At 63.6% G+C, this 12,937-nt stretch carries 8 protein-coding genes; all 8 read left to right on the top strand.

Annotated features, from left to right (window positions below; genetic code table 11):
• Window positions 1-5 precede the first annotated feature (5 nt).
• Genes AC1RQB_RS02940 through AC1RQB_RS02905 form a run of 8 tightly spaced genes read left to right on the top strand, consistent with a single transcriptional unit; the run spans window position 6 to window position 12,853 of the window.
• Window positions 6-1,304, top strand: coding sequence for a DotU family type VI secretion system protein (locus AC1RQB_RS02940; RefSeq protein WP_063342092.1), 1,299 nt, complete (start codon window positions 6-8; stop codon window positions 1,302-1,304).
• Entirely contained in the window at window positions 1,301-4,801 is a 3,501-nt protein-coding gene (tssM, locus tag AC1RQB_RS02935) for a type VI secretion system membrane subunit TssM (protein WP_063342093.1), read from the top strand. The genes AC1RQB_RS02940 and tssM overlap by 4 nt, the downstream gene beginning before the upstream one ends.
• On the top strand, window positions 4,798-5,448 hold the full coding sequence (gene tagF / locus AC1RQB_RS02930) for a type VI secretion system-associated protein TagF (RefSeq protein ID WP_063342094.1): 651 nt from the start codon (window positions 4,798-4,800) through the stop codon (window positions 5,446-5,448). The genes tssM and tagF overlap by 4 nt, the downstream gene beginning before the upstream one ends.
• Window positions 5,449-6,180 (top strand): PP2C family protein-serine/threonine phosphatase, encoded by a 732-nt coding sequence (locus AC1RQB_RS02925; RefSeq protein WP_063342095.1) that lies wholly within the window; start codon window positions 5,449-5,451, stop codon window positions 6,178-6,180. It abuts the gene before it with no gap.
• Window positions 6,177-9,221 (top strand): serine/threonine-protein kinase, encoded by a 3,045-nt coding sequence (locus tag AC1RQB_RS02920; protein ID WP_063342096.1) that lies wholly within the window; start codon window positions 6,177-6,179, stop codon window positions 9,219-9,221. The genes AC1RQB_RS02925 and AC1RQB_RS02920 overlap by 4 nt, the downstream gene beginning before the upstream one ends.
• On the top strand, window positions 9,221-9,937 hold the full coding sequence (locus AC1RQB_RS02915; RefSeq protein WP_063342097.1) for an ABC transporter ATP-binding protein: 717 nt from the start codon (window positions 9,221-9,223) through the stop codon (window positions 9,935-9,937). Before AC1RQB_RS02920 ends, AC1RQB_RS02915 begins: the two co-directional genes overlap by 1 nt.
• Window positions 9,937-11,133, top strand: a complete 1,197-nt coding sequence (locus AC1RQB_RS02910; protein ID WP_063342098.1) for an ABC transporter permease — start codon at window positions 9,937-9,939, stop codon at window positions 11,131-11,133. The genes AC1RQB_RS02915 and AC1RQB_RS02910 overlap by 1 nt, the downstream gene beginning before the upstream one ends.
• Window positions 11,126-12,853: a formylglycine-generating enzyme family protein gene (locus tag AC1RQB_RS02905; protein ID WP_008073464.1), complete on the top strand. Its 1,728-nt coding sequence runs from the start codon at window positions 11,126-11,128 to the stop codon at window positions 12,851-12,853. Before AC1RQB_RS02910 ends, AC1RQB_RS02905 begins: the two co-directional genes overlap by 8 nt.
• The last annotated feature ends 84 nt before the right edge of the window (window positions 12,854-12,937 follow it).

Genomic DNA, 12,937 nt, shown 5'->3' with positions numbered 1-12,937 from the left:
CCGCAATGAGCAACGACGATCGTACCCAATTCATGCCGACACCCGGTGGCCGTGGCGCCGACCCGGTCCGCCCGGAGGCTGGTCGCGCCCAGGCCGCGCCACTTTCGATGCCGGCCGCGCCGCTTTTGATCGGCAAGGCCGAAGGTCTCAACCCCCTGGAGAGCGCCGCTGGCCCGTTGCTGGCTTTGCTGACCCGCTTGCGCAACACCATTGCCCACCCGGCGCCGGCGAGCCTGCGCGCGCAATTACTGGCCTACCTGCGCCAGTTCGAGGAGCGGGCCGAGGCTGCCGGCGTGGTGCGCAACGATGTGTTGCTGGCCCGTTACGCCTTGTGCACCGCCCTGGATGAAGCGGTGTTGAGTACACCGTGGGGTGGTGCCAGCGACTGGGGCAAACAGAGCCTGCTGATCACCGTGCACAACGAAGCCTGGGGCGGCGAGAAGGTGTTCCAGCTGTTGGAACATTGCCTGCAAAGTCCCCGCGAACGTTTGTATCTGCTGGAGCTGTTGTACCTGTGCATGTGCCTGGGTTTCGAAGGGCGTTATCGGGTCATGAACGACGGTCGCAGCCAACTGGAAGCCTTGCGTGAACGCACCAGTGCGGTCATCCGCAGCGCTCGTGGCGATTATGAGCGTGAACTGTCGCCCCATTGGCGCGGCGTCACCGTGGCCCGCGACCGACTCGCGCAATTCATGCCGCCTTGGATCGCCGTGGCCATCGGCGTGGCGTTGCTGCTGGCACTGCTGTTCGGCCTGCGCTTGAAACTGGCCGCTGATGCCGAGCCGGTGTTTAAAAATATCCATGCGCTGGGCGAGATCCCGGTGCAGGCCATCGACCGTCCGGTGGTGCAACCGAAACTGATCGAGCGTCCCCGCCTGGCAGGCTTCCTCGCCGATGAAATCAAGGCCGGTCGGGTCGCGGTGGAAGATGCCGTTGACCGTTCAGTGGTGACCATCCGTGGCGATGAGCTGTTCGCCTCGGGCAGCGCCAGCATCGTCGACAATTTCCAGCCGCTGATGCTGCGCATCGCCGATGCCGTTCGCAAGGTCAAGGGCCAGGTCCGGGTGACCGGCCACAGTGACAATCGCCCGATTGCCACCTTGCGGTTTCCATCGAATTGGGCCTTGTCCGAGGCGCGGGCCAATTCGGTGCTGCAAATCCTTTCGGCCAAGACCGGCCAGCCCGAACGCTTCAGCGCCGAAGGCCGCAGCGACACCGAACCGTTGGCCTCGAACGCTACAACAGAGGGCCGCGCACGCAATCGTCGGGTCGAAATCACAGTGTTGGCGGAGGGGGTCGAGTGAAGGCGTTTTTCAGTTTTATCATCCGCTGGGTCATTCCGTTGCTGGGGCTGATCGCCCTGAGCCTGATCATCTGGTTTGTCGGGCCGCTGCTTGAATTGCTGGTGCCCGAAGGGCGGCGCTGGGCGCTGATCATTCTGGTGTTCGCGGTGTGGATCGCCTACCGGGTGTTTCGCATCATCCAGGCTCGCCGACAGGCCGCCGAAGTGATGCGCAGCCTGGCGGCGCAAACCCCGCCGGACCCGACCAGCATCGCCACCTCTGAGGAGCTCGAAACCCTGCGCCAGCGCATGGACGAAGCCTTGGCACTGTTGAAGAAAGCCAAGCTGGGCGGTGACGAGCGCCGTAACCTGTATGAACTGCCGTGGTACGTGATCATCGGCCCGCCGGGTTCAGGCAAGACCACGGCGCTGGTCAATTCCGGGCTGCATTTTCCGTTGGCGGCGCAGTTGGGCGCCGGGGCGGTCCGTGGCGTTGGTGGCACGCGCAATTGCGATTGGTGGTTCACCGATCAGGCCGTGCTGCTCGACACCGCAGGGCGCTACACCACCCAGGACAGCGACGCGACAGTCGATAAAGCCGCGTGGCTGGGTTTTCTCGGCCTGTTGAAGAAACAGCGGGCCCGGCGTCCGATCGACGGCGCGTTTATCGCCATCAGCCTCTCCGACTTGCTGCTGGGCAGCGACGCCGAGCGTGCTGCCCATGCCGCCGCGATCCGCCTGCGTATCCAGGAGCTGTACACGCAACTGGGCGTGCGCTTTCCGATCTACCTGATGCTGACCAAGCTCGATCTGGTGCCAGGGTTCATGGAGTATTTCGATACCCTGAGCAAGGAAGAACGAGCCCAGGTCTGGGGTATGACTTTTGCCCTGGACGACGGCAAAAACAATGACAGCCCACTGGCCCATCTGCAAAGCGAATTCACCGGCCTGGAACAGCGCCTCAACGATCGTTTGGTGGAGCGTTTGCAACAGGAACGCGACCCGGCGCGGCGCGATCTGATCTACGGCTTCCCGCAACAGTTCGGCGCGTTGAAGGATTGCCTGCAAAGCTTCCTTGAGGGCGTATTCAAACCCAACGCCTTTGAAGAGCGGGTGCTATTGCGCGGGGTGTATTTCACCAGCGGCACCCAGGAAGGCAGCCCGATTGACCGGCTGATCGGCTCAATGGCCCAGAGCATGAACCTGGACCGCCAGCACCTGGCACGCCAGAACGGCACCGGGCGCAGTTACTTCATCGAAAAACTCTTCAGCGCCGTGGCCTTTGCCGAGCGTGGACTGGTGGGGGTTAACCCGAAAGTCGAACGTCGGCGCAAGTGGATCGCCCGGGGTGTGCTGGCCTCGACCGTGGCCCTGGTGCTGGTGGTCGGGACCTTGTGGTGGGTCAGCTACCGCGCCAACCAGGCGTATATCGCGCAAGTCGATCAGAAAGTCGCGCCCCTGGGCCAGGCCGTGCAGAACCTCAGCCCGGCACAACGGGACGTGCTTGCGGTGTTGCCTTTGCTCAACGCGGTGAAGCACCTGGCCGCCGACTCGCCGAACTGGGCCGAAGGCCTGGGCCTGTATCAGGGCGACATGCTTGAAGCCGAGTCTGGCAGCGTCTATCGCAAGTTGCTGATCGCGGTCTTCGCGCCACGCTTGCTCACGCGCATCGAAGAGCAACTGCACGGCGGCGGCAATTCGGACTTCCTTTACGAAGGCTTGAAGGCCTACCTGATGCTCGCCGACAGCGAGCATTACGATGCCGACTTCATCAAGGCGTGGATCGCCCTGGACTGGGATCGCAGCCTGCCGCGCGACTTGCCGGCCGAGCAGCGTCTGGCCCTGGAGGAGCACTTGCAGGCACTGTTCGAGCGCCATCCGCCCACCGCACGTCTGGACCCGCGCCTGATCGACGACTTGCGCCGGCAGTTGCAGCAGCTGCCGGTGGCCCAGCGCGTCTATGACCGGGTCAAGCGGCAGAAACTGCCGGACGGCATCCCGGACTTTCGTATCAACGAAGCGGCCGGGCGTGATGCCGCGCTGGTGTTCAGCCGCAAGAGTGGCAAGCCGCTGGGCGAACCCTTGAGCGGCTTCTTCACGGCCAAGGGTTACCGCCAAGGGTTTTTGCTGACCAGCCTGAACCAGACCGGCACTCTGGCCGAGGAGCAGTGGGTGCTCGGTCGCGACCAGGCGGAACAACAGAACGTCGTCAGCCTGGCCGCCGACGTGCGTCGCCTGTACTTCCAGGATTATCAGCGCCAGTGGGACGCCTTGCTGGCTGATATCGACTTCGTGCCGATCACCAGCGTGGCCCAGGCCGCCGATGTGTTGCGGGTGATTTCCGGCCCGACCTCGCCGTTGAAAAAACTGCTGGTAGCAGTGGCGAAGGAAACCGACCTGCAACAGGAAGAGCGCCTGCTGGCTGCCAAGGGCGTGCCGGTGGAGGGCGGGGTCGACAAGCTCAAGGAGCGCTTGGGCACCTTGCTCGGCCAGGAGCAGGCGACGCAAAACACAGCGGATGCCAGTGAAGATCCAATCACCGCGCATTTTGCCGAACTCAACAGCATCGTCAGCAAAAACGAAGGCGAGCCGGCGGCCATCGACGGCCTGCTGGCCGACATGAACGCCCTGTATGTGCAGGTCAGTGCCATGGTCGGCGCCAGCGGCGACGCCTTGCTCGGCGAAGCCAAGAACCAGGCCGCAGCGGCCGCGACACGGGTCAGCCTCAACGCCGAACGTCAGCCGCCGCTGGTGCAGGGCCTGGTCAAATCGGTGGTCAACTCCACCACCAACAGCATGATGGGCGGGGTACGCAATCAACTGAATGCGGCCTGGACCAGCGAAGTGGTGAACATCTATCGCCAGTCCCTGGCCGGGCGTTATCCAATGTCGCCGGGCAGTGCGCGGGATGCGACCCTGGACGACTTCGGCCAGTTCTTCGGTGTGGGCGGGGTGATGGACAACTATTTCCGCAACTACCTGCAGCCGTACGTGGATACCTCGACCCAGGCCTGGCGTTGGCAGCCGGGCGCCGCACAGAAGCTCGGCATTGCCCCGGGCGTGCTGCAAACGTTCCAACGGGCGGCGACTATCCGGGATGCGTATTTCCGTTCCGGCGGCACCCAGCCGATGGTGCGCTTCGAACTCAAGCCAGTGGCGATGGACGCCACCATCACTCAGTTTTTGCTCGACCTCGACGGCCAGCAATTGAGCTACGACCACGGTCCGAGCCGTCCCACTTCCATGCAATGGCCCAACCCCGGCAGCATCGGCGTGGTGCGGATCTCGATCATGCCGCCTTCAGCCAGCGGTCGTTCGGGCATCACCCTGGACGGGCCTTGGGCCTGGTTCCGTCTGCTGGAGCAATCGGACCTGACCGCCGGCAACTCGCCGGACCGCTTCAACCTGCGGCTGCGAGTCGACGGCGCCAGCGTCTCTTATGAGCTGCGGGCCAACAGCGCCTTCAACCCGTTCAAGAGCCGTGTACTCAGCGGTTTCAGCCTGCCGGAGCGTTTATGAGCACGCCGGGTTTCTATGGAAAGTTGGCCAGTCGTGGGGACTTTGTCAGCCGTGGCTTGCCGCAGAGTTTTATCGGCCCCTGGGATTCGTGGCTGGCGGCGGGCCTGCTCGCCAGCCAGAGCCTCGGGGACCGTTGGCTGGATGCCTATCTGGTCAGTCCGCTGTGGCGCTTCATGCTCGGGCCCGGTGTGTGTGGGCCGCAGGCCGCCGTTGGGGTGGTGATGCCGAGCATCGATCGGGTTGGCCGGTATTTTCCGCTGACCGTCGCGGTACTGCTGGATCACGACGTTGATCCGGCGTCGGTGGTGGGCGGCTCGGATGTCTGGTTTGAGCAAGTCGAGCAATTGCTGTTGAGCACGTTGAGCGTGGAGGCGAGCTTCGAAGCCTTCGGTGCAGGGCTGGAGACGCTGGGCAGCCCAGCATACCTGCCACGCGCGCCAAGCAGCCGTTTTGCCGGCCTGCATCGCTTTGATGCCACCGACCCGAAGGCACGAATGACCGCGCTTGCCGAACTGGCCTGCGAAGGCGCAAGCCTGTGGTGGGGCCAGGGGTCGGAGCGTATCGCTCCTGCTTTATTGCGGTGCCAGGGCCTGCCGGCCGCCGCTGATTTTGCGCAATTTTTGCTCGGCCAAGAAGGTGTTGTGTAGATGTGTCCACGCGTTGGAAAGACGTTCAAGTCTGCAAGCAAGAGCCATGTCGGTATGGTCCGCCAGGTTAACGAAGACGCTTGCCTGGACCGGCCGGAAAACGGCCTGTGGGTGGTCGCCGATGGCATGGGCGGGCACGCGGCGGGCGACTACGTCAGCAGTCTGATCGTCGATAGCCTGCGCAACGTTGCCGTAGGCCGTTCGCTGGATGAATACGTCGCGGCGCTGAAAACCGACTTGCTGCGGGTCAACGCCACCGTGCGTGAAGAAACCGCCAACCGCGGCGTGACCATGATGGGCAGCACCGTGGTGGCGTTGGTGGCGCGTGACTTGCGCGGAGTGTGCCTGTGGGCGGGTGACAGCCGCTTGTATCGCCTGCGTGACGGCCTGCTCGAAGGCATCTCGCGGGACCACAGTTACGTTCAGGATCTGCAGGACAGCGGCCTGCTCAGCGAAGCTGAAGCCCGGGTGCATCCACGGTCCAATATTGTCACCCGCGCTGTTGGGGTAGGGGCGCAACTGGAGCTGGCGATGGTCGATCTGCTGTTGATGCCTGGCGACAGTTACCTGCTGTGCAGCGATGGGCTGACCAAGACCGTCGAGGACCATGAAATCAGCGAGGTGCTGAGCCACGACGAACCCGGTGAAATCGCCAGCAGCCTGGTGTCCCTGGGCCTGATGCGTGGTGCTCCGGACAACATCACCGTCATCGTCGTGAAGGTGCCTTCATGAACCCCACCGTGAATATTCTGATCCCCGGCTATGACATCGACGGCGAGATCGGCGAAGGCGCCATGGCCAGCGTTTACCTGGCGACCCAGCGCTCGCTGGAGCGCAAGGTGGCGCTGAAGGTCATGGCCGCCGCGCTGGCGGCCGACCCGAGTTTCTGCGAGCGTTTCCTGCGCGAAGGTAAAACCCTGGCGCGTCTGTCTCACCCGCATACGGTCACCATCCATGACATCGGCCATGTCGGTGAGCTGTATTACATGGCCATGGAATTCCTGCCCAATGGCACGCTCAAGGAGCGCATCGCCGCCGGCCTGACGCCGGAAAAGGGTCTGATCTATATCCGTCAGATCGCCTCGGCCCTGGGCTATGCCCATGGGCTGGGGCTGGTTCATCGCGACGTCAAACCGGCGAACATTCTGTTCCGCGCCGATGGCACGGCGGTGCTCTCCGACTTCGGCATCGCCAAGTCCATGGATGACCGCACCCAGTTCACCCAGGCCGGTTTCGCTGTCGGTACTCCCAGCTACATGAGCCCGGAACAGGCGCGCGGCCAGGATATTGATGGCCGAGCCGATCTTTATGCCCTGGGCGTGGTGCTCTACGAAATCCTCGTTGGCAAACTGCCGTATACCGGCAACGACGCACTCTCAACGGCCCTGGCACATTTGACAGAACCGTTGCCGGAGCTGCCAGTGCACCACGGTCGCTATCAAGAGGTGCTGCGCAAGCTGTTGGCCAAGGATCCGGCCGAGCGTTTCGCGGATGCAGCGGCGCTGTTGCAGGCGCTGGATAATCTGCCTCGGGAATCGATTGAAGCGACCACGATCCGGCCATTGCCAATTCCGGTAGTGCCGATTGCGGTGAGCAATGACCTGGTGGGACTGACGCCGGTGTCCATCGATATACCGACCGGCCCCGCGCAGCCACAACCTCGATCCAATCCTGTTGCGCCGACTGTGAAGCCGACGCCGTCGTCCACGGTCTCGGAGCAGCGAAAGGGGCCGGTGTTCGCACTCGCCGCCGTCGCGGTGGCCGTGGCGCTGGTCTTGGGTGGCGCGGGTTATTGGTGGCTGTCCGGTGACGGCGAAGCCGACGCCAAGGTGCCGGTGGTTTCAGCACCGCCCGCCAGCCCGCCACCGACCGTGGCGCCACCCGTAAACCCCCCTGTGGCGACGGAGATCGATGGCGGTCAGCGGCCACTGCTGATGGCCGGCAAAAAAACCTTGTTCCAGCGAGTGCTCAGCAAGCCGGGGGCGAAACTCGCCAGCGAACCGGGGGCCACCCCTGACAAGGCCTTGCCGGCGTTTTCCGTGCTTTACGTCTATCAGCGCAAAGAAGTTGATGGCAGCCCATGGCTGCGTGTCGGCGCCGCCACCGACGGGCGCAGTGACGGCTGGTTGCCGGCCGCGCAAGTCAGCGACTGGAAGCAAAGCCTGGTGCTCAAGTTCACCGAACGCTCCGGTCGCGCGCCGGTGATGTTCCTGCGTCAGCCCGGTGACGTGGAGAGGCTGCTGGCAGATCCGTCGGCGGCAAAAAACCTGTTGCTCAAGGCCCAGCAGAATCACGAAGACAACCAACAGGTGCTGGCCCTGGAACCGGCCGCCAGCGCGGTGCCGCAGAATCAGTTTTACCTGTTGCCGATTTTCGATTCGCGCGAGAGCTTCGATGAGAACGGCCAGCCGGTGCAGTTGCTGAACGTGGCGTCCATCGACCCCGGCAATGCTCCAAAGGCCGCAACCAACAACACACCCATCACCACCGCCAATGCCGACGCGTTCCGCACCGCCGTGGTGTTGGTCGTGGACACCACCGTGTCCATGCAGCCCTACATCGATCAGGTCCGCGACGTCGTACACCAACTGCAAACCCGCATCGCCGAGCGGGGCGAGCAGGACAGTGTCAGCTTCGGCCTGGTGGGCTTTCGCAGCAGCACCCAGAAAACCCCGGGCCTGGAGTACGTCGCCAAGACCTTGATCACACTGGACCAGGGCCGCGACCCACAGCGCTTCATGGACCTGGCGCGGCAGGTCAAGGCGTCCACGGTTTCTAGCCATTCGTTCAACGAAGATGCGTTTGCCGGCGTGATGGAAGCGGTCGAGGGCATGGACTGGTCCGGCTATGGCGGGCGCTTGATTCTGTTGGTCACCGATGCCGGTGCCTTGCGCAAGAACGACCCGTATGCCGCCACGCAAATGAACGAGGCCGAAGTGCGCCAGGCTGCGCTGGGCAAGCAGATCAAGATCTACGCCTTGCACCTGCTCAGCGATGCCGGCAAGAAAACCCACAGCGGTGCGCAAAGCCAATACCGCACCCTGACCGCCGACGCCAACCCACAGATTGGCGACCTGTACATTCCGGTGCCGGGCGCCGATGTACGCAAGTTCGGTGAGCGGGTGGACGAGATCGGTTCGGTATTTGCCGACCTGGTGCATCAGGTGCGTAGCGACAAGCCCCAAACCGTGCCGCTGCTGAGCGCCGCGCCGAGCCTGAGCGACAAATCGGCGGCCGTCGGCTATGCGATGCACATGGACTTCCTGGGGCGTAAAGCCGCCAGCCAGGCGCCGCAACTGGTCAGCGCCTGGACCGCCGACCGCGACCTGACCAACCCGGCACTGCCGGCGTTCCAGGTGTGCGTGATGCTGACCAAGTTGCAGCTCAACGACTTGCAGCAATCGCTGAAACTGATCGTCGATGCGGCCCGCAAGACCCAGACCTCGCCGAAGAATTTCTTCCAGGAAATCGCCAGCGCCAGTGCCTACATGAGTCGCGATCCCTCGGCCTTGCGTAAGGGTGGCAACCTGGCCGATGGCGGGGTGCTGGGTGAGTACCTGGAAGGGCTGCCCTACCGCAGCAAGTCGCTGAACATGACCCAGGATTTGTGGCTTTCCCTGAGCGTGGCCGAGCAGGAGGATTTTATCGACGAACTGGATTCGAAGATCCGCCTCTACGAAACCTTCCACAACGACTTGGCCAACTGGGTGCGTTTCGGCGATGCCGAACCGGGTGATGCCTTGTACCGCGTTCCGTTGTCGACGCTGCCGTGATGCTGAACATGAACGCCGTGCACAAACACCGGGGCGTCGGCAGCCAGCGTTACAGCCTGGTGATCCCTCGGCTGCAACTGTGTGCCGGTGAACAATTGGCGGTGGTCGGTCCCAGTGGCTGTGGCAAAAGCACGTTGCTCGATTTGCTGGCGCTGGTGCTGGCTCCGGATCAGGCCGGGCAGTTTGATTTTGCGCCCGGCCAAACCCGCACGGACATTACCGGGCTGTGGCGCGCAGAGGCGCAAAGTGCCTTGGCGGACCTGCGCCGTCGGCACTTGGGCTACGTGCTGCAAACCGGTGGCCTGCTGGATTTTCTGGACGTGCGCGGCAACATCGACCTGTCGCGCAAACTGCTCGGTTTGAAAGACGACGGCAGCGTGGATCGCTTGGCCGGGGCGTTGGATATCGTCGATCAACTGGGCAAGAAGCCGGGCGACTTGTCCGTCGGCCAACGGCAGCGGGTGAGTTGCGCTCGCGCCCTGGCTCATGGGCCGCGTTTGCTGCTGGCCGATGAACCGACCGCCGCCCTCGATCCGCTGAACGCGGAACGAGTGATGCAGTTGCTGGTGACCCAGGCCCGCGAACATGGCGTGTGCTGCGTCGTCGCCACCCACGACGAATCATTGGCCCGCGCCAGCGGTTTGCAGGTGCGGCGCATCAGTTGTCATCGCGACGTTGATGGCGGTGTCACCGCCATCCTCGGGGAGGCCTGCTGATGCGCAGCGCGCTGGTGGCTTCCCTGGCCTGGCAGGATTACCGCAACGATGCGTGGCTGTCGGCCTGTTCGGTACTGGCGCTGGTGGCGGTGGTCGCGCCGTTGTTGGTGCTGTTCGGCTTGAAATTCGGCCTGGTCAGCAGTTTGACCGAGCGCTTGGAAAACGACCCTGCCACCCGGGAAATCATTCCCTTGGGTGGCGGTCGGTTCAGCTTCGCGTTTATCGAACAATTGAGCCGGCGCGACGACGTGGCTTTCGCCTTGCCGCGCACCCGGCAGATTGCCGCGACGGTGGATCTGACCGCTGGCGCTTTGACGGTGACCGTCGAAATGATCCCCACCGCCGCCAACGACCCCTTGCTCGGCAGTCTGTCGGTGCCCCAAGGGCTGGATCAGGTGCTGCTCAGCCAGACCGCCGCCGAAAAGCTCGGGGCCAAGGCCGGTGATTGGCTGCAGGCCAGTGTCGGTCGGCAAGTAGCCGGTCGTGGCGAGGCGCAGCGCACTCGCGTCCAGGTGCTGCGCGTACTGCCGCTGGAAACCTTCGCCCGGGACGGGTTGTTCGCACCGTTGGCCTTGCTGGAAGCGGCTGAAGATTACCGGGACGGCCGCGCCGTGTCGGCGTTCAACTGGCCGGGGGAGTCGGTGGGTGTGACGGAGCAACGGGTGTACCCGGCGTTTCGTCTGTACGCCCGTCGTCTCTCGGATGTCGAGCCACTGCGCCAGTATTTCGCTGCGCAGAATCTGCTGGTCTCGACCCAGGCCCAGGCCATCGCCCAGGTGCAATCGCTGAGCCGCAACCTGTCGATCGTATTCTGGATCATCGCCGGATTGGCTTTGTCGGGAGCGTTCGCGGCGATTTTTGCCGGTGCGCTGGCGGCGGTCGAGCGCAAGCGTCGAGCGTTGTCGGTGTTGCGGCTGCTGGGGTTTTCCACGGCGGCGCTGTTGCTGTTTGTTGTGTTGCAGGCGCTGTACAGCGCCGGCCTTGCGGCCCTGTTGAGCGCCGGGCTGTATGGCTTGGCGCAATCGGGCCTGAACCATTTATTTGCGCAGGCGCCGGGCGAATACGCCAGTCATCTGCTGGCGCATCACTACGCGTGGGCCTTGGCAGCCGTGCTCGGCGTCAGCGTCGTGGCGGCGGCCTGTGGTGGCTGGCGAGTGGCGCGTATCCAGGCGTTTGAAGGAATCCGAGATGTATAAGTTACTGGGCGCCGCCGTGGCGCTGAGCCTGGCCAGCATGGTCTGGGCAGATGAAAGTACAGACAAACTGGACAACCCCAAGCCGTTGCCCGACGACGTCAGCCTGCCGCTGCCGTGCGAAGGGCAGATGGTGTTCCGTTACGTCTACATCCTGGCGCAAGGCACTCTGGACGACCGCGAGATCAGCCTCGGCTATCCCTTCAGCGAGGGCGAGTCCGGTTATCAACAGTCGTTCATCTCCGGTTATCGCCGGGACTTCATCAACGGCCAGTTCACCCTCAAGGATCTGCCCAAGGATTGGGGCAAGACCATCACGCCGTTGATGCCCAAGACGGACGCCAAGACCCCGCTCAAACCGATGCTTTATTTCATCGGCAAATACGAAGTCACCGCCCGCCAATACGCCCAGGTCATGGCCCAGGCGCAATCGTTGGCCAGCGGCGAGCCGGCGCCGGCCTGCGAGGCACTGCAAGCCGAGGCGCCGCAAGGCATGGCCGGGCGTTTGCCCAAGGTGAAGTTGTCACGATTCGAGGCCGAACGCTTCTCGGCGGTGTACAGCGCCTGGCTGATGAAATACCACAAGGACCTGCTACCGGTGAGCGGTCGCGGCACCTCGGCGGAAGAGGGCGGGCTGGGTTTTGTGCGCTTGCCGACCGAGGTCGAATGGGAATTTGCTGCCCGTGGCGGGCAGGCCATCAGCCGTCAGGATTTGGAAGGGCGCCTGTTTCCCCGGCGTCTGGAAGGCAGCGAAAGCGACGGCCCACTGGCCGATTGGGCGGTGTTCAACCAAGTCGCCGGCGGCACTGGTCAGGCAGCGCGTCTGATGCCGATCGGTACCAAACTGCCAAACCCCATCGGCCTGTTCGACGTGATCGGCAATGCCGCCGAGATGGTCCAGGAGTCCTTCCAGCTAGTACACGCCGGACGCCGCCAAGGCACCTACGGCGGCTTCGTGGTCAAGGGCGGCAACTACCTGGAAGGCGAGGGCACCTTGTTCACCGGGATGCGTCGCGAGTACCCGTTGTTCGCCGCCGACGGCACCGAGCAAAGCAACGAAACCACCGGGTTCCGGGTGGCGATTGGCGCGTTGTCGGCGCCACGTTCGCGCTACAAGGAACTGTTTGCCCAATGGCAGAAAGAAGGTCGGCTGGCTTCGCTGACCGATGCCATTGACGACGCCCAGGACCCGACCAAACGCCTGGACAGCATCATTGCTGCCAGCGTCGACCCGCGCCTGCAAGCCGAGTTGGGGCTGGTCAACGAAGAGCTCAAGCGCAACGTCTCGCTCATCGCCCAGCAGCGCGAGGAAGCGGCCGGCAACCTGATCCAGTCGGCGGCCCTGGTGGCCGAGACCGTCAACAACTACAACATCCGCCTGACCAATTTGCAGAAGAGTCGCCAGCAGGCCGTGGACGCCAAGGACGAGGCCAGCGCCAAGCTGTTCGCTACCGCCATCGACAATGGCCGCAGCGCGCTGGACGGTGCGGTGGCGATCTATATCGACAACCTGGCGACCGGCACGCGCTACACCGATGCCGTGATCCAGGCGCAGTTTCAACGCATCAAGGAAGAGTTGGAGCGCAAGCCGGTACTGGGCAAAAGCCTGGTAACGCGCGCAACGTTATTCGTTCGCCATGTCGGTGAATATCGTCAGCAACGACGAGCCGACCCGGCGGCGATATTGAAGGAATTGCTCGCATCGAACGCTCAGCGGTCTTGATCGTTCGTTGTACAGCGAGCTTGGAAGGGACTCAGGCGGCGGTGGGCCGTGCTGAGCTGGTCAAACTTAAAAGAGAACACAACT

This window comes from Pseudomonas sp. GW822-FHT02E03 (assembly GCF_058802325.1).
This window is presented reverse-complemented; position numbering and strand designations above follow the sequence as displayed.